14 protein-coding genes are annotated in these 17,289 nt (G+C 58.6%); 5 read left to right on the top strand and 9 right to left on the bottom strand.

The window, feature by feature from the left end:
• The first annotated feature begins 59 nt into the window (after window positions 1-59).
• The 4 genes from QEN43_RS09340 to QEN43_RS09325 all read left to right on the top strand — a co-directional run bounded on the left by QEN43_RS09340 (window position 60) and on the right by QEN43_RS09325 (window position 4,887).
• Window positions 60-1,595: a PAS domain-containing sensor histidine kinase gene (locus tag QEN43_RS09340; protein ID WP_317964016.1), complete on the top strand. Its 1,536-nt coding sequence runs from the start codon at window positions 60-62 to the stop codon at window positions 1,593-1,595.
• Window positions 1,596-1,893: 298 nt separating this feature from the next.
• Entirely contained in the window at window positions 1,894-3,180 is a 1,287-nt protein-coding gene (locus QEN43_RS09335) for an ABC transporter substrate-binding protein (protein WP_051331994.1), read from the top strand.
• 1 nt (window position 3,181) lies between these two features.
• Entirely contained in the window at window positions 3,182-4,051 is an 870-nt protein-coding gene (locus tag QEN43_RS09330; RefSeq protein ID WP_026611715.1) for a carbohydrate ABC transporter permease, read from the top strand.
• Window positions 4,048-4,887 (top strand): carbohydrate ABC transporter permease, encoded by an 840-nt coding sequence (locus tag QEN43_RS09325; protein WP_317964015.1) that lies wholly within the window; start codon window positions 4,048-4,050, stop codon window positions 4,885-4,887. Before QEN43_RS09330 ends, QEN43_RS09325 begins: the two co-directional genes overlap by 4 nt.
• Window positions 4,888-5,044: 157 nt before the next feature.
• Here the strand turns inward: QEN43_RS09325 and QEN43_RS09320 are convergent, their stop codons facing one another.
• From QEN43_RS09320 to QEN43_RS09285, 8 genes are all read right to left on the bottom strand, one after another.
• Entirely contained in the window at window positions 5,045-5,560 is a 516-nt protein-coding gene (locus tag QEN43_RS09320) for an REP-associated tyrosine transposase (protein WP_026611717.1), read from the bottom strand.
• A gap of 241 nt (window positions 5,561-5,801) precedes the next feature.
• Window positions 5,802-6,344 (bottom strand): hypothetical protein, encoded by a 543-nt coding sequence (locus QEN43_RS09315; RefSeq protein WP_317964014.1) that lies wholly within the window; start codon window positions 6,342-6,344, stop codon window positions 5,802-5,804.
• A gap of 159 nt (window positions 6,345-6,503) precedes the next feature.
• A complete protein-coding gene (recB, locus tag QEN43_RS09310; RefSeq protein ID WP_317964013.1) occupies window positions 6,504-10,196 on the bottom strand; it encodes an exodeoxyribonuclease V subunit beta in 3,693 nt (1,230 codons plus the stop codon).
• A 433-nt stretch (window positions 10,197-10,629) separates the two neighbouring features.
• On the bottom strand, window positions 10,630-11,625 hold the full coding sequence (locus QEN43_RS09305; protein WP_317964012.1) for an OmpA family protein: 996 nt from the start codon (window positions 11,623-11,625) through the stop codon (window positions 10,630-10,632).
• A 207-nt stretch (window positions 11,626-11,832) separates the two neighbouring features.
• Complete coding sequence (locus tag QEN43_RS09300) at window positions 11,833-12,084, bottom strand: hypothetical protein (RefSeq protein WP_317964011.1); 252 nt, start codon at window positions 12,082-12,084, stop codon at window positions 11,833-11,835.
• A gap of 33 nt (window positions 12,085-12,117) precedes the next feature.
• Window positions 12,118-12,504, bottom strand: coding sequence for a hypothetical protein (locus tag QEN43_RS09295; RefSeq protein ID WP_317964010.1), 387 nt, complete (start codon window positions 12,502-12,504; stop codon window positions 12,118-12,120).
• 155 nt (window positions 12,505-12,659) lie between these two features.
• A complete protein-coding gene (locus tag QEN43_RS09290) occupies window positions 12,660-13,214 on the bottom strand; it encodes an AraC family transcriptional regulator (protein WP_317964009.1) in 555 nt (184 codons plus the stop codon).
• 17 nt (window positions 13,215-13,231) lie between these two features.
• On the bottom strand, window positions 13,232-13,795 hold the full coding sequence (locus QEN43_RS09285; protein ID WP_317964008.1) for a sugar O-acetyltransferase: 564 nt from the start codon (window positions 13,793-13,795) through the stop codon (window positions 13,232-13,234).
• Window positions 13,796-14,520: 725 nt separating this feature from the next.
• Between QEN43_RS09285 and QEN43_RS09280 the strand changes: the two genes are divergently transcribed.
• Window positions 14,521-14,814, top strand: a complete 294-nt coding sequence (locus tag QEN43_RS09280; RefSeq protein WP_317964007.1) for a hypothetical protein — start codon at window positions 14,521-14,523, stop codon at window positions 14,812-14,814.
• Between the two features lie 576 nt (window positions 14,815-15,390).
• On the opposite strand, the gene leuA is transcribed toward QEN43_RS09280, so the two are convergent.
• On the bottom strand, window positions 15,391-17,103 hold the full coding sequence (gene leuA / locus QEN43_RS09275) for a 2-isopropylmalate synthase (protein WP_396662685.1): 1,713 nt from the start codon (window positions 17,101-17,103) through the stop codon (window positions 15,391-15,393).
• Window positions 17,104-17,289: the final 186 nt, after the last annotated feature.

Here is a 17,289-nt window from a genome sequence, read left to right as displayed (position 1 = left end):
TTAGCCGGCAGGGAGTGCTGTCCCTTTTTTAGGAGCACACTCAAATCAAACGGTTTTTGTTGAATAGCTATTTTGTGACGATATTCGGCACGTCGGCCGTATCGCTACTACTGGCGTTTTCGGGGCCGGTATTTGAGGGGTCGCCGCCGCTGCTGTTGTTCCTGGTCGTTGTGATGCCCGCCGCATGGCTCGGAGGGTTCGTTCCTGGGTTTTTCGCTACCGCGCTGAGTACCCTTGTCGGTCTGTGCTTGCTGGTAGAGCCCGGTTATTCGCTGAGCGTGGCGGAGACGGCGGAAAAGCTGCGGTTGCTCCTGCTTTTTAGTGTCGGAACACTGGTCAGCCTCGTGATCGATCGGCTGAAAAAAGCGGAGGCGCGAGCGATGAGTGCTGCCATCGATCGCGAGAAGCAGCTGAAGACGGAGATCATCGAACGTTGGGAAACCGAGCAAAAGCTCAAGGACGAAGAAACCTTCGCCCGCAAAGTGCTCATGTCTTCCCTGAACGGTCTTTACATCTACGACCTGAGGACCGGCACCGATACCTTCATCAATGGCCAGTACACGAGGCTGACCGGCTATACCCTCGATGACCTCGCGGCCATACGTGGAAACCGATTTTTCGCCTTGTTTCATCCCGAGGACCAGGCGCGCGTCGCTGCGCATCTGGACAACCTCGCGAGAATGGCGGACGGCGAGGTATTGGAGATCGAATACCGCTTCAAGACGGCGGATGGCCGTTGGATATGGTGTTTATCCCGCGATTCGGTTTTTTCACGGGATCCGGACGGTACGGTGCGGCAATGTATCGGGGCATTCCTGGATATCACGGAGCGTAAGCAGGCCGAGGAAGCCTTGCGCGAGTCGGATCGCCGCAAGGACGAGTTTCTGGCGATGTTGGGGCACGAACTCCGGAATCCGTTGGCGCCGATTCGAAACGCTGTCACGGTCATGAAAAGGATCGGCCTGCCCCATCCCAAGTTGGCCTGGGCGCGCGACGTGATCGACCGGCAGGTCAACCAACTGGCGCACTTGGTGGACGATCTGCTCGACGTCTCGCGCATCGTGCAAGGCAAAATCACTTTGCACAAAGCTACGGTCGAGATGCACAAAGTCATCGATCTGGCGCTGGAAACCAGCCGCCCGCTGATCGAGGCCCGGCGCCACGAACTGAATCTCACGGTGCCCGAAGATCCGCTGCCACTGAATGCCGACGTCATACGCCTAGCTCAGGTTGTGAGTAATCTCCTCAATAACGCTGCGAAGTACACGCCCGAAGGCGGCAAGATTTGGCTAACCGTGGCTCGAAAGAACGGTGATGCGATCGTATCCGTGCGAGATACCGGCGAAGGCATTCCGAAAAATCTGCTGCCCAAGCTTTTTAAGCTCTTCACCCAGGCCGAACGCACCCTGGACCGGGCCCAGGGAGGTTTGGGGCTGGGCTTGACCATCGTGCAAAAGATCGTCGAACTGCACGGCGGCTGGGTCGAAGCCAAAAGCGACGGGCCGGGTAAGGGCAGCGAATTCATCGTGTGTCTGCCGGTTTGCCAAGCGCTCGTCGGTACGGCCGACGGGGTCAAGCGCCAACAGTCTCGGTAATTTAGACAAGCTAGGGCAGGGGGCACGCACCTTCGAGCCCTTGGCGCAACTGATTGCCCCGAAAGTTGGTATGACAATGTTCGGGCCGGGCGAAGGCAAGGGCCGTCGCATTTAGGGAAGATTCAAACAGAGATGGATTCCGTCGCCCTCAGTTGTTCGATAGACTCGGGATAGGCCCGCGGTCCTTCGATAACCCAGGAAACGGTAACCTGTTGATTCCGTTCGTGGCGAGCTTATCGAAGGGCATGAGCGGTACTTGTTTAGAGCTTCCTTAAGGCGAAAAACGCTTGATGTACCGATGAACCGCATCACGCCTTTCGGATCGATCGTTTTGGTATTTGCGCTCCTTTTATCCGGGTGCGATCAGCAAGATGCCGTTTCGATCCGTCTGACCGGCTGGATCGCGTCGCCGATCGAAGAGACTCTCACGCGGACCTTCATCGATACATTCGAGCAACGGCATCCCGGACTCTCGGTTCGGTACGAGCCGATCACGGCCAACTACATGGATAAACTGCTACTCATGCTGGCGACCGGGACCGCGCCGGACGTGATTATGATTGAGGCCTTTTGGATTCCGTTGCTGGTCGAGTACGACGTTTTATTGCCGCTCGACGATTGGGTCGCCGGTGACCCGGACTTCGCTTCGGAAGATTTCGAGCCGGTGCTGCTCGATGCGTTTCGTTCCGGCGGCGCGCTGTACGGCCTGCCTAAGGATTATTCCACCCTGGCGCTTTACTACAATCCGGACATGTTCGAAGAGGCCGGATTGGCATTCCCGCCGCGGAATTGGGACGAATTCGTCGAGTTTGCCCGGCGACTCACCCGCGATACCGACGGCGATGCCCGCACCGACCAGTACGGATACGGGCATGCCGAAAACCTCGAATACTCACTGCCTTTCGTCTGGCAGAACGAGGGCGAGTTTATCGATAGGCGAGGCCGTATCGCTTTTACCGAGCCTGCCTTCGTCGAGGCGCTGAATTTCCTTCGGAGGATGAAGACGGACGGGATCGCCGTGATGCCTTCTGACGTCGGGGCTGCCTGGAACATGGACGCTTTCGGCCGCCGGCGCGTCGCCATGGCGATTTCGGGCTTGTGGGCAGTGAATTTCCTGAACGAGACTTATGCGAGCGTCCCATACCGTGTGGCTTTGTTGCCGGTCGGAAAGAGGCCAGCTACGGTCGCGTTCGCCGTCGGCTACGGCATCCCCAAACGAACCCGAAACCCGGAGTTGGCTTGGCGGCTGCTTCGCTATCTTACCGGTCCGGAAGGCGGGCGCATCTGGGTCAAGTCCGACATCGGGCTGCCGGCGCGCCGTTCGGTCGCGGAGGAGTCGGCAATCGAGCATGATCCCGTGAAACGGGTCTTTCTGCACAGTCTCGACCACGCCCGGATTTGGCAATTCCGGGTGAACCAGCGCATCCTGGACGAAACCCAGAGTGCCCTGCAAGCCATTTTTCTCACGGATGCAGATGTTCAGCCGATGCTGGACGATTTGAGGTATCGGGTGGAAAGGAGAAGGCGGTTTTACGCCGACGTGCCAGGCGATGAATCGCAAAATGGGTCCGGGGTGCCGCGCTGACATGTCCCAATCTCGCCGCGAAGCCCTTGCGGCTTATCTCTTTCTGCTTCCGGCGCTCATCGTCCTTTCCCTCTTCGTCTTCGGTCCGCTGGTTTTCATCTTTGTCGTCGCATTCTTCGACTGGAGTCTTTTCCGGGCCGAACAGTATTGGGTCAGGGCGGCGAATTTCGTCGAACTGGCAGGTGACGAGCTGTTTTTCACTGCGCTGCGCAACACCACGGTCTATGTCCTGGGCGTGGTACCGGCTCAGACGCTGCTGGCCTTGTTGTTGGCGCTCGCCGTCAACCAGAATATCCCTGCCCGGGGATTTTTCCGCGCCGCGTTTTACATCCCGGCCATCACCTCGTCAGTAGTAACGTCCATTATCTTCTTGTGGATCTACTCGAAACCGGGTTTGCTGAATTACGCTCTATCTCGGTTCGGCATAGAGGGACCGGACTGGATCGGATCGCCCAAATACGCACTCGGTGCCATCATGGCGTTAAACGTCTGGTCGACTTCCGGCTATTTCATGGTGGCGTTTCTCGCCGGGCTTCAGAATATCCCGGCCTCGCTTTACGAAGCCGCACGCATCGACGGTGCGGGTCCCTGGGCGCGATTTCGGTATGTCACAGTGCCGGGGCTCAAACCGACTCTATTTTTTGTGGTGGTTCTGGGGATCATCGGTTCCTTCCAGGTATTCGATCAAATCTACATGATGAGCGCAGGCGGGCCGGTCAACGCCACCACTACGCTCAGCTATTTCATCTACAACAGCGCTTTCCGCTATTTCCGCTTCGGTTATGCCGCGGCGGCGGCCGTGGTGCTGTTCGCCATCATCCTGTTCGTCACCTGCGTGCAGCGGAGGATCGTCCGTCCGGAAGCGCCATGATGAAACCCAGCGTCGTTCGAACAAGACTCGTGCGACTGGCCGTCCTTGCGCTTCTGCTTGTGGCCGCCGGCGTTTTCACGCTGCCCTTTCTTTGGTCTTTGTCGATCTCGTTTCAGCCGCCGGGCGATGTGTTCCGCTGGCCGATAAAACTCGTTCCGGACCCATTTACGCTCGAAAATTACCGGCGTCTTTGGACCGAAATCCCGTTTGCTCGGTGGTTGCTCAATAGCGCCGGTGTCGCGCTAGCCGTCACCTCGGCAAATTTATTTTTCGACGCCCTCGCCGGCTATGCCTTCGCCCGTTTACGCTTTCCGGGGCGGAACGTTCTATTTACCCTGCTGCTGGCGACGCTAATGGTGCCCGCCCATGTGACTTTGGTACCGAAATTCATGCTCCTGAACGCCCTGGATCTCGTGAATACCTACACCGCGCTGGTCGCACCGGCCATGGTGCAGGTGGTCGGCATCTTTCTGATGAAACAGTTTTTCGAGTCCCTCCCCCGTCAGCTGGAAGAAGCGGCCTTCATCGATGGCTGCAACCGGTTCCAAGTGTTCTGGCGGGTGGTGTTACCGACCTCGAAGCCCGCGTTGGCGGCGCTGGGTATCTACACCTTTCAGGGCAATTGGAACGAATTCCTGTGGCCTTTGGTCGTTGCTACTACCAGCGACCGGTTCACCCTTCCGGTCGGTCTCGCCATGTTCCGCTACGAGTTCAAGGTCGAGTGGACAATGCTAATGGCCGGAGCGGTGCTCATTGCCCTCCCGACCTTGATCATATTCCTGGTCTTCCAGCGACTGTTCATCCAAGGCATCGCCACAAGCGGATTGAAGGAATGACTCGCGCGAGCGCGCTGTTCAGGGATCGGTTTGAAGTGGCCAATCGGGGAATTGTTATTCCCGCATTCCGCTGTGCTGCATGCGGAGTACGAGAGTTTCGTAGGGCGGGTTAGCGCAGCGTAACCCGCCTTCCGAGGCGCAATCCTCACTCCAAATCTCACGCCCGAATGTCAATCGGTGCTGCCCACTCCCAGGAATACTGCCCCAGCTGAACGAAGCGGTGAAAGCTCGAGTGCGGCCAATCGGCGGCGCGTCGCACCCAGCCATGTTTAACCGGGTTGTAATGGATGTAGTCGAGATGGGCATCGAAATCGTTTTGATCACGTATGGCATGTTCCCAAAACCGCCGCTGCCAGATGCCGCGTTCGCGTTTCATCTCCCTTCGGGTCGATTGCCGTTCCCCCGGCGCAATGGCACGCGCGAAAGCCGACTTGATCAAGCGCCAGCGAGTCGAAAAATCGGCATCATTGGGCGGCAAGGTCCAAAGGCAATGTAAGTGATCAGGGAGTATGACGATGGCGTCGATCCGGAACGGCCTTTGAGTTCTCACGGTACGAAAAGCTTCGCGTAACGCGTCGATGTTGTCGGTGAGCAAGCGACGGCGACGTTCCAGCAACGCTACGGTAAAGAAGTATGACCCGCCTGGGATAGAGGCTCGGATGTAGTTGGGCATGGCGAAAAGTTTGGTCGATGTCTCGCGTTCCCGGAAGGCGGGTTACGCTGCGCTAACCCGCCCTACGAGCTCCGCCAGCGGCTAAGCGGATGTCGATAAGGGAAGGGCCCCGAACACTTTGCAGAGTGCCGAAAGCAGCATTACCACCGATATGGACGTCACATTTTTGGTAAGTGCCAGGATTTTCCGACCGGAAAACAAAACTGGGATTCCATCTGTTTTGCAACATGAGCAGAGGGATCTACGCGGCTTCCTGGAATCGTGCGAATTCGTCGAGGTAAGGCACGGCGTGGGCAATGATTCGGTCGATGGATTCCTCGACCGGGCCTTGGACGGCCTCGTTCGCCTCGTCCGGCGAAATCGGCTTGACCCGAGCCATCAGCGCTTCCATCTGGTCCTTGGGGTTCAATACATCGAGCTTGGCGACCGCACCGACCGGCCACCACACGTCTTCCCGAGTCCAAAAGTCGGACAGCCGGCAAACCAATTCGGCCTGCTCGAACTCAGTCCTCTCCGGAGTGGGCCGCCCGGACGGGCGCATACCGAGCTCGGGAAACCGCCCCGGCTTCGACCAGCCGATTTCAATCGTGAACTCATCCGTATCCTTTCGACTGGGGACCAGAATGATGAAGCAATGGATCGGGTTCTCCAGAATTCGATGGTACACACGCTCGCCGGGGAAGAGGTATATCGATTTGCTCTTGAACGGTTTAAAGGTGGGTAGCCTCGCTTTCATCTCGCGATCGAACCTATCGCGCAATGCCTTGCCATATTCTTTTCGCATGTTGCCCCCTGTCTGAAAGGAAACCGTTACCCGGAATTGAAACCTAGGCGATGGGTTTTTCCCGCATTCCGCTGCGCTGCATGCGGGCTACGAACGGTAGCCCGGATGGAGTGCAACGAAATCCGGGGCGAAGGGGCTTGAGGCTTTTCGGGGAAGACTCTAACCCGCTTCTGCGAGCCGAGGCGCGTCGAGTCCTGCCATCAAGAGTTCGTCCAAAGCCTCGATCAATTCCCGGCGAGGCCTGTCTCGGTAGATTCCGGTTTTCCGTTCGGGCGCGATGCCCCTCAGAAACAGGTAAAACACACCGCCGAAATGGGTTTCGTAGTCGTAATTCGGAAGCCTTTGCTTGAGATAGCGGTGCAGGGCGACGGTGTAGATGAGGTACTGGAGATAGTAATGCTCGCGTGCCATGGCCGCGGCCAGGCGGTCGGGGGTGTAATCGGCTGCGGTGTTGCCGAGCCAGTTGGTTTTCCAGTCGAGCAAGTAAAAGCGGCCGCCCGCTTCGAATACCAGATCGATAAAGCCCCTCATATAGCCCTCGATATGAGCGAAGTCGAGTTGCCGGGCAGCCTCGGCATAGCGGCGGTCACAGCGGAAGCGGGGATCGGCGAGGAGTTTCCGTAAACCCTCGGAATCGCCGCCACGCAAGGTATAGGTGAATTCCATTTCGGCCAAGCGCTTTTCCGCCGGAATGTCCGATAGCTTGAGCCCGCTCTCGTCGAGCGTCGCTTCGAGAGCGGTTTCGATCGTCTGGCGCACGGTTGGCGTCCAGGCGTCGTCGATGCCGTGCGCTTTCAGCTTGCGGCGGACGAGTTCGCCGAGCCGTTCAGAATCCCGACAGGTGAAATCCCACTCTTCGAGAATGGCGTGCAGGCACGAACCGGCCCTGGCGCCGCGCGGAAACGCGAACATCGAATCGCCCGCCGCTTCCGGCAAATCGGAGTCGGCTGGAGTGTCGTAATCCGGTGCTTCGCTGTGCCGCCCCGTGGTCAGACCGGAGAAGCTGCTCATTCGCCAGCTCGGGTAGAGCGGCGGACGCCGGAAGGGGTGAACGGCCAGCGCCGGGCCGGTGTCCGCTCCCGCGCCCCGGTAGCGGACGGAACGGGTTTCGACGAATCCGACACTCACGCAGCCGGGCGCTCGCTCCGCAAATCGCCGGATATCGGTCGCGATGAAGTCGGTATCGGCATCCTGCAGCCTCGATTCCAGGGCGGAAAGCGGGTCGTCCTCCGGCGCCGTCGAGCCGCCGTGCAGCAGCCAGGCCATGGCGGTGGAGTGAAAGCCTTCGCTCTTGTCCCGGCCGTTTCGAACATTGCCCCAAACGACATGGCAGCGGTACACGGCGCGCGTGAGCGCCACGTAGAGGAGGCGCAGATTTTCCGACATTTCTTCCAGAACCGCCTGGCGGCGATTTTCTTCCAGCTGCGCCGAACCGAGATCCAGAAGCGACTCGCCCTCGCTGTGCAACAGTACGGACGGCGCTTTTCGCTGCCGCAGCCGCCCGTCCCAGAGAAACGGACAGAACACGATCGCGTATTCGAGCCCCTTGCTGGTGTGTACGGTGACGATCTTGACGCGCTCGGCGTCGCTCTCCAGCCGCAACAAGGCGGTTTCGTCGTTCTTGGAAGGGTTTCGGATGGCGCGCTCGAACCAGCCCAGCAGCGCATCGATGCCCGATTTCTTGCGGCTTTCCACTTGCAGCAGCTCGGCCAGGTGCAGGAGATTGGTCAAACGCCGCTCGCCGTCGCGGAATTTCGGCAAATGCTCGGTGATGCGGGCGTCCTCGAACCAGCGGCGGAACATCGGCATGAAGCCTTCGCTCAGCCAGAGGTGATGATAGGTCTGGAAGCGATCGAAGATCGCATCCCAAGCGCCTTCGTCCTTTTGCAGATCGAAAATGGCGTTGGCCGTGAAGTTCATGAGCTCGGTCGCCAGTGCGGCCTTGAGCAGCGGTTCGCGCCCCGGCTGGGCGATCGCGCGCAGGATCCGCTCGAGTTCGGCAGCCTCGGGACTCGACAACACACTCTCCTGCCCCTGGCGCACGCTGGGGACGCCGCAGGAGGTCAGTGCTTCTTCCACCAAACGCGCCTGCACATGGGTGGAGACCAGCACGGCGATGTCGCCGCCGTTAAGGTTCCGATCGCCCAAGCGAGCCTTGCCTTCGCTTCCGGCGTTGAGTAGCCGGGTGATTTCGAAAGCCGTCGTCAGTGCCGCCAAACGGCTTGCTGTGCCTTTCGAGTATGGTTTTTCCTTGCCTTCGTCGTCCTGTTCCGGCGGGAGCAAGAGGAAACGAAACGGCTCGCCGCTATCGTCTTCGATCTCCAACGCGGCACGCTGGCGTGTGGCGGGTTTGACCTCCGGGTAGGGAATCTCGTCGAGCAGGAACGGTCTCGGATGGCCGGCGAACAAGGCATTGACAGCAGCGATGAGGTCGCGCTCGGAGCGCTGGTTGGTTTTCAGCGTGCGGCGGCTGATGCGCTCATGGCCGCGCGCTTCGAGGTAGCTGAAGATGTCCGCGCCGCGGAAACCGTAGATCGCCTGCTTGGGATCGCCGACAAAGAATACCGGCGAACCGCCGTCCCCGTAGACGCGGCGAAAAATGCGGTATTGAATCGGATCGGTATCCTGGAATTCATCGATCAGGGCTGCGCGGTAACGACGGCGGACGGTCTCGGCGAGACTCTCTCCATACTCCGAGTCCAGCGCAGCAGCCAGACGGTTCAGCAAGTCGTTGTAAGAGACGATCTGCAGCGCATTCTTGCGCCGGTCCAGTTCGGTATTGCAGAACTCGATCAGGCGCGCCTTGAGATGTTGAAGCCGGGCTTCGAAAGCCCGCCGCAGAGCTTCGTGCGTTTCGATCAAGGATTGGCAGCACTGGAAGAACGGATGCTGCGGTGGTTCAAAGCCTTTTTTGACGACAGTGGCGAGCGTAGAGGATGAAAAACGGCGAAGGCTTTCGGGCAAGTCGAGCAAGGGCGGGACTTCCGGCAATACGACCGGCTGAGGCATCCGCTCCGCCGCCGGCCATCTCGAAAAAAATTCCGCGGTTTCGACTAGCCAGCGTTGCAAGTTCTCGGGTTTGACGCGGGCTCGGTTGAAGCCGGGATAACCGAGCAGTATTGCTTCGATATCGGTTCTTTGGGCATGCCAGACTTCCGCGGCTTCCAGTAAGGCCTGCCCGAAGCGGGCGATGACTTCCTCTTCGCCTGGCGGTTCGGGGGGTACCGCGATTTTGAGGAACGGCTTGCCGACATGCGGCTGAATTTCACTCAACCAGACATCGGGCGATTGGTTTTCCTGAGCCAGATACTCGGACCAAACTGCGGACGCGAGATAGACCTCCCGTCGCCAGAAATCGTCGACGATTTCCCGCAGTAGGTCGGTCTCGTCCGGCATCAGTTCGCAATCGAAATCCGCCCCCGATTCGAAGGCGCTTTCGTTTAGCAGCCGCTGGCAGAATCCGTGAATGGTGTAAACCGCGGCTTCGTCGAATCCGCTGATCGCATAGCCGAGGCGGCGCGTGGCAATTTCGGCCCGATCGCCGTAAAGCTCGATGATGCGGCGGCAGAATTCATCCTCGCTGTCACCGGCTTCGAAAGCGGAAAGGACTTCCCGCAGGCGCTTGCGGATGCGTCCCTGAAGCTCGGCCGTCGCCGCCTTGGTGTAGGTCACCACCAGGATCTGATCCACGCTTAGGCCGAGTTCCAAAATCAGCCGAACGTAAAGCCCCGAAATCGTCCAGGTCTTACCGGTACCGGCGCTGGCTTCGACCAGGTTCAAGCCGGCCAGCTCCGCGGCGTAGACGTCGAACTCGGGGGTAGGATCGATGGACAGTCGGCTGGAATGGCGCATGGGCGATTTCGTCTCGGTTCGTCACGTAATCAAAGACGTGCCGCATCCTACGGCACGGAGCACTCCTACGGCAACGACGCTCTGTGTTCTTGTCGATGGATCAGGAAGTTGCTTGTCGGATATGCCGATGACGGGAAGGAGACGGTTAGAGCAACCGTTCGTTCAAACCGAGTAACGGGCCGTTCGTATCCTACGGTGATCCGGAATCAATGCACGCGGGCGGATTTGCTGCAAAGTGCCGAAAATAGCGGCTTCTCGCGTCTTGGCATGAGTGCCAACGACCTTGACGAAGCCGAACATAAAGGCACTAATCTCGGTTGGAGCAAAGAAATGCCCGCGGTGTGGCCGTAGAGGCGAAGCCGCGAATGCACAACGCGCGGGCTGTTTGTGGAAGATCAACGCCGTATATCAGGGTGAGTGGTCTACTATGCCTTCAACCGCCGGAATAGTGTTCGACGATCTCGACGCGCCGGTTTTTCGCGCGTCCTTCTTCGGTCTTATTCGACGCGACGGGCGCTATCATGCCGGCACCTGCTGGCGTCAGGCGGTCGCGAGCGATGCCGTGGGCCGACACCAGCGTGTCCGCCACGGCCTGGGCTCGTCGTTGAGAAAGCGACAGGTTGTAGTCGAACGCGCCCCTGCCGTCCGTGTGCCCGACGATGAGGACTTTCAACTTGGGGTTTTCTTTCAGAAGCGCTGCCAATTGCGCGATCTGCGGCTCCGATTCCGGCTTGATTTCCGCCTTGTCGAAATCGAAGTAGATGCCATAGATCGCAATCCGCCCGTCGCGTTCCAGCGCCTGCTGCATTTCGCTGGACTTGACCACGGCGATCTTGTCGGCCTCCATCGGTTTCGATTCGACGACCGTCACGGCGACATGCGGTGTCAAAGGTCGGGATTTGGTCGCCTTGGTCTCGACCCCGAGTATCCCGACGGTCACCCGTCCCTCCGGCCCATCCCGCTCCGCCAGCAGATAAACGGTGGTGTCCCAGGTTGTCGGCATGCCGATCTGTCCGTTCCCGGCCATCCAGAAAGTGCCGGTAGACCCGGCGGGTGCGCATTCCTTTGCGCCTTTGCAGAAGAAACGGATCGTGAATCCCTTTGCGTTCAAAGCCGCCTCGTAGTTGCGCATGACTTCGAGGATCGACCGATCCGCAGGACCTTCATACCGGATCGAGGTGAGTTTCCCGGACACGTCGATCTGCCATGCCTCGGGCTTGTTCTGCTGGCCGCGCTCCAGCGCTTTGAACGGCAGCTTCAATTCTTCATAGGATTTCGTTTCGTAGAAGGTGATGACCGATCCCTCGTAACGCCCGACTAGGGCATGGTCGGCAGAACCCGCCAGGTCGGTTTTCTCCGCTTGCGCCGTCCCGGAAATAAAGGCAGCAGCCGCCAAAAACAAAAATGAAATCCCCAATGGCATTTTCATCAGTTCACCTCAAGCTTTCTAGTTGTTCGGGTATTTCGAACCCGCGAAGCCAGCAGCCACATGGCCGCCAACGTACCGCGTCCGGCCGAAGCCTTCGTTCATTCGGACACTGATCGTTCGGCTAATAGGCTTCTCCTGGTTAGGCGGTCGCCTTGGGCCGGGTCGAAGAGTTCTGGAACCTCCCCGGAGAGGTTCCCAGTGGACGCGCTATTTCAGGGGCAATGGTTCGGCATGCCCTGCCAACAAGCGTAGCGAAAGAATTACCAACCACACGCCGCCAGCACCATACAAGGCAAACATCACCCAATACCCCAAGGGCTGACCGGCTCTCGTAAACTCCAGGCGGCCTTTCAGACCGTTGGAACCGCATGGCAACCAACCGGTTTTCAGCGAGCGCCAATCCATGGCAATCAACCCCACGCCAAAGAACAGAAACAAAACGCCCTGAAACACTGCCATGTTTGCACCCTTGTCGATGAAAATTGCTGCACTTTATCGGAAAACTCGGGCCGACAACCACCCCAAAAGTGCGCCGGCACCCGCGACGACGAAACCCATCAGAACTGCGATTATCAGGGCCAGCGGCCAAAGGTTGTGACGGCTTGGTTCAATTGTTGCCTCCACGACAACCCGAGCCATGAGCGTTGCGGGGAATGCCAAAGCCGGCACGGCCGTGCTTCGCCGAAAGCTGAATCGAAAAACAAAGGACAGCAAAACGCTTGTCGTAAAAACAACGGTTACGCCAATTCCGAAAAAGGAGTTGGGCAGGCTTACACTGGCGTACGGAATGTTCCAGAAGGGAACTCCTACGATGAAGAAACACAATAAGAATGCACCAATACTTACTTTTTTTGCGCTTCCCACACGATGTTCCGTCATGGCACTCCTTCTCACAGGCAACGACTATCGAGCAATGAACGTAGGACGTGAACGCAGGCGACTGGAGGTTTGGGCCCGCAAGCCTGCGCGGCTTTTCGCCGAGGTCCGGCGGAATGATGGGTTTGGCCGCATATCCGTTGTGAATACCTGCGACGTTACATCAACGGTAAATAGACGTCCGTAATCATCTCCGCTTCCCTTACATTCGGCCCGACGTTAACGTAGTGAAAAATCGCGGGAAAATTTCCAAGCGTTTCGCCGCTTCGAGGCAGCCAGGTTTTGTAGAGGTAAGCGGCAGCCCGATTATTGGAGCGGGACCCGACGTCGCGCGCGCGAGCGCATCGCAAGCTTGGAATTGTCTTTGTCCTGATCCCGTAAGGATTTGGCGCGACGTCTTCGTCGATGGACAGGCAAAAGTCGACACGATGTTCAGCGGGTGGTGTGCTGAACGGATCAGTGTAGTGAAGTCCGTAGCTACGGTATTTCATCTGGTCCAGAAATCGGTTCTCAAGCTTCCAAGCAATCAACTTTAGCACTGTCTCATATTCGAGCGCCGGTAATCCGTGATGCTCGATCACGGCTACCTTGGTTTCGGGAAATGTGACGATCTGAACATCCATACTGCAATAGCTTTTATCGTGCGGCACGATGACGAAACGTAGCGTAGTCACTGGCGCTGTCTGAAGCGTCTCGGCAGGCCGGGTTTGCATCTCCGAATCTTCGCCGCTCAGGCATCGGGAGGAAGCGCGCGTATGATGCGGGCCGGATTTCCTGCGGCGATCACGTCGGAGGGAATGTCACGGGTGACGACACTTCCCGCACCGATGGCCGATCGATCGCCGACCGTCACTCCGGGGCAGATGATCGCTCCGCCTCCGACCCAAACATCGGAGCCGATGGTGATCGGCCTGGCCGATTCCAGCCGCTTACGGCGCTCGGCGGCGCGGATGGGATGGGTTGCCGTGTAGATTTGCACCGAGGGGCCAAAGAGCACATTGCTGCCGATGGTCACCGGCGCGACGTCGAGCACCACGCAATTGAAGTTGAAGAAAACTTTGGCGCCCAAGACGATGTTCGTGCCGTAGTCGCAGAAAAAGGGCGGCTGAATCCAGGCATCCGTCTCCTTTCCGAAGATCTCGGCAAGCAGACGCCGTCTCTCCTGCCGCTGGTCTTCGCGCGTAACGTTGAGCCGCAGGCAGAGGTCACGGCAACGGTCGCGTTCCCTGCGTAATTGCGGGTCGAGCGGATCGTAAAGCGCGCCTGCGAGCATCTTCTCTTTTTCACTTTTCATGAAAGGTCGGCCTCCAGCCTGACGTTTATAGGCGTGTGCCATAGCGAACGTTCCGCCTTGAACTCATAGCTGCCCCGTTCGTACCGAAAAACATCGGCAATAGCCTGAAAAGGCGGCATTCCTCATACCTGATCCAAAAGTGTAGCGCGGGTATGGAAAAACTTAGCCTCGAGCATTCTCGCGTTTGTAATTCTCTGATGATTCATGGGCGTGGAGTTGCAATGAGAGCGTTTTTCCAAGGTTGTTAGCCTTGATCCCGGCCCGCCAGGACCGTCGGATCCGCGCCATATTGTTCGACACGCCTGCCCGCATGAACCGCTCCATGGCGAGTGCATCGATGTCGCCGTGAAGTCTGCCGAGAAGTAACCCGCAGTACCTTACTCTTTGTGAGTGAGCTATGCCCTGCAATTCCGTTTACCAATCAAACGAGCACATGTAGGCCGGAATGAAGCGTCAGCGATCGTCGGTGCTCGATTGGTCGAGCCAAACCGGGCCGAGATCAAAAAGGCATAAGTAGTTTTTCCTTGAACTCTCGAACCGGGTAATCATCGAAAAATTTGGACGATGAGAAAAAGGAGTTCGAGATCGTATCCGTAAGCCCCGACCAGTTGAGTTACGGAGCCCGAATGGGCTTCGTGGAAAGGCTTATGTCGATTTAACTCCGGGCTCGAGTCGTCATCACACTAATACCATTATGGGTAAATAATGAGAGAAGGAGTTCGATTATGAAGTCCTATATATTAGCCGTTGCGCTGTCTTCAGCTCTGGTTGCCGGGCCGGTAATGGCCGATAACGACTTTCAGGCATTGAGCAAAATGTCGGGCGCGACCCCGATGACCGAGGGACAACTCGCTGCCGTCGAAGGCGGTCATGTAAATCGTGGCGGCGGCTCGTGCTCCGGTTTCGCGAACCTCTGTCTTAACATTGCCATACCTACGGTGGTCGGGATCAATGTCGGTGTTTTCAGCAAGCATACCAACCAGACCATCGTGCAGACGACGACGCAGTCCATTAGATAAGAACAAGCGCAAGGCCCATACGGAAGCTTAAACCGGGCCGGACGATAAGGCGGGGGAACGATCTATGTTCCCCCGCCTTTTTGCGTCAAACAGGAATTGATGGGGGGCTCGTTTGGAATCCCGGTCCGTACACCATCCATTTTTTTCGCCCGCCGAAAGCCGACACATCAGACTCGGCCAGTGCGGCTCATGCCGGACATCCTTGTCCGGCACCTTACGGGCGGCTTTGCCGTGCACCCGTTCGTCGAAAACGAACGGGAACCTGCGGAGCACGGCACGAAGGGCGAGTCTCAGGGAAGAGAAGAGTAAACTGGCACCCATCCTCCAGGAGAGGATTGGGACGCGGAGCGCCCGCGAGGGTGAAAAACAAGGATGTTTTTCATCAATCCTGCCGGTTTGTCGTTTCTCACCTTACCCTACGGAATGTCGGTTGTAGGATGTGGTAAGCGAAGCGCATCGTTCGCGGGTGCCATCGGTGCGGTTCGTTCCTCACCGCACCCTACAGTGTAGGACGTGGTGAGGGAAGCGAACCGCATCATTCGCGGACTTCCGCCACACTCACTCCGTTTCCGGCGATCAAGCCACTTGCCGCACGTTATTTAGCAGGACCTCGACCGTCTCTTCCCGCGCCTCGGGTTCGATGCCGTTGAGGCTGCGGTTCAGCGCGCTGATGATGGCGAGCACTGACGCCGTGACGATGTTGGCGTTTATGCCGACGCCGTACCGGATGCCGGGAATGTTGTCGATCGCGGCTTCGACGAAGGCAGCCGCCTTGGCATCGGAGCCCTGGCTCATGGAGCGCTCTTCATAGGACTGCACCCGCACCGCTCCCCCGAGCGCATGGACCACGGCATCGATGGGGCCATTGCCTTCGCCTATCAGGGTGATCTGTCGGCCGTTCGTTTCCAGCATGAGACGAATGCCCTGAACCGTTCCGTGCTCGAACAAATGATGCCCGAGATAGCGGATAGTCGTTGCCGGTTCCAGATATTCCTCCGAGAACATCCGCCAAAGTTCGTCCGGCATGATTTCGGCGCCGGTGGCGTCCGCATGGCGCTGCACCACGCCGCTGAATTCCACCAGGAGCCGGCGCGGCAACGACAGACCGTAAGCCGATTCCAGAAGATAGGCGATGCCACCTTTGCCGGACTGGCTGTTGACCCGGATGATGGCGTCGTAAGAGCGCCCCAGGTCGGCCGGGTCTATCGGCAGGTAGGGTACTTCCCAGAACGCATCCGGCCGCTGATGGGCCAGACCTTTCTTGATCGCGTCCTGATGTGAACCGGAAAAGGCCGTAAAGACCAGATCGCCCACGTAAGGGTGGCGCGGATGGATCGGCAGGCGGATGCAGTCTTCCACCGTTCGCGCGATGTCGTTGATGTTCGAGAAGTCGAGGCCCGGGTCGATGCCCTGGGTGTATAGATTGAGCGCCAAGGTCACCAAGTCCACGTTTCCGGTCCGCTCGCCGTTGCCGAACAGGCAGCCCTCGATCCGTTCGGCTCCGGCCATGAGCGCCAGTTCCGCTGCGGCTATCGCGGAGCCCCGGTCGTTATGGGGATGGACGCTTAGAACGACGGCTTCACGCCGCGCCAGATTCCGGTGCATCCATTCGATCTGGTCGGCATAGATATTGGGTGTCGCCATCTCCACCGTCGCCGGCAGGTTGATGATGACCTTGCGCTCCGGCGTCGCGCCCCAGGTTTCCACCACCGCGTCGCAAATATCGCGGGCGAACTCGAGTTCGGTGCCGGTGAAGGCTTCCGGGCTGTATTCGAGCACCCATTCGGTTTCCGGATGCGCTTCCGCCAGTTCCCGCACCAGCTTCACGCTGGAAACCGCCATCGCGATGACCTGGTCGGGGCTCATGCCGAAAACGATTTCGCGGAACGGCCGGGCGGTCGCGTTGTAGACGTGGACGATCGCGCGGCGGGCGCCGTAGAGCGATGCCATGGTACGCCGGATCAGGTGTTCGCGGGCCTGGGTGAGCACCTCGATGGTGACATCCGCGGGGACGTGACCGCCTTCGATCAGCGTTCTGACGAAGTCGAACTCGGTTTGCGAGGCGGAAGGGAAAGCGACCTCGATTTCCTTGAAGCCGATGTCCACCAGCTTCTTGAACAAGCGCATCTTGCGCTCGGCATTCATGGGCTCGAACAGCGCCTGATTGCCGTCGCGCAGATCGGTGCTCATCCAGATGGGGGCTTGGGTGATGACCCGGTCGGGCCAGGTGCGGTCCGCGAGTTGGACCTTGGGAAAGGAACGGTACTTGGTGTTCGGCTGCTTCAACATGATCTTTGACTCCTGAGTTTTCGTCGGATGCGATGGGTGTTCGGGGCGGCGACGAAAAGGTTGCCGGGCTGCCGCGAGCGCAAGGCCAGGCAACCGTGTTGAAGTCGAAGCAGGCACAGGGAAAGCATCAGGTCGTTCATGGTTGTACTCCAGGAAAAGGCGTCGGATGGACGCAATTATCCCGCA

It is taken from the genome of Methylocaldum szegediense, assembly GCF_949769195.1.
Classification (GTDB): domain Bacteria; phylum Pseudomonadota; class Gammaproteobacteria; order Methylococcales; family Methylococcaceae; genus Methylocaldum; species Methylocaldum szegediense.
This window is presented reverse-complemented; position numbering and strand designations above follow the sequence as displayed.

Coding starts and splice junctions, on each gene's coding strand:
- QEN43_RS09305 (WP_317964012.1), bottom strand. CDS start 11,625: ATGAAAATGCCATTGGGGATTTCATTTTTGTTTTTGGCGGCTGCTGCC.
- QEN43_RS09285 (WP_317964008.1), bottom strand. CDS start 13,795: ATGAAAAGTGAAAAAGAGAAGATGCTCGCAGGCGCGCTTTACGATCCG.
- QEN43_RS09295 (WP_317964010.1), bottom strand. CDS start 12,504: ATGACGGAACATCGTGTGGGAAGCGCAAAAAAAGTAAGTATTGGTGCA.
- QEN43_RS09320 (WP_026611717.1), bottom strand. CDS start 5,560: ATGCCCAACTACATCCGAGCCTCTATCCCAGGCGGGTCATACTTCTTT.
- QEN43_RS09325 (WP_317964015.1), top strand. CDS start 4,048: ATGATGAAACCCAGCGTCGTTCGAACAAGACTCGTGCGACTGGCCGTC.
- QEN43_RS09315 (WP_317964014.1), bottom strand. CDS start 6,344: ATGCGAAAAGAATATGGCAAGGCATTGCGCGATAGGTTCGATCGCGAG.
- recB (WP_317964013.1), bottom strand. CDS start 10,196: ATGCGCCATTCCAGCCGACTGTCCATCGATCCTACCCCCGAGTTCGAC.
- QEN43_RS09300 (WP_317964011.1), bottom strand. CDS start 12,084: ATGGCAGTGTTTCAGGGCGTTTTGTTTCTGTTCTTTGGCGTGGGGTTG.
- QEN43_RS09280 (WP_317964007.1), top strand. CDS start 14,521: ATGAAGTCCTATATATTAGCCGTTGCGCTGTCTTCAGCTCTGGTTGCC.
- QEN43_RS09330 (WP_026611715.1), top strand. CDS start 3,182: ATGTCCCAATCTCGCCGCGAAGCCCTTGCGGCTTATCTCTTTCTGCTT.
- leuA (WP_396662685.1), bottom strand. CDS start 17,103: ATGTTGAAGCAGCCGAACACCAAGTACCGTTCCTTTCCCAAGGTCCAA.
- QEN43_RS09335 (WP_051331994.1), top strand. CDS start 1,894: ATGAACCGCATCACGCCTTTCGGATCGATCGTTTTGGTATTTGCGCTC.
- QEN43_RS09290 (WP_317964009.1), bottom strand. CDS start 13,214: ATGCAAACCCGGCCTGCCGAGACGCTTCAGACAGCGCCAGTGACTACG.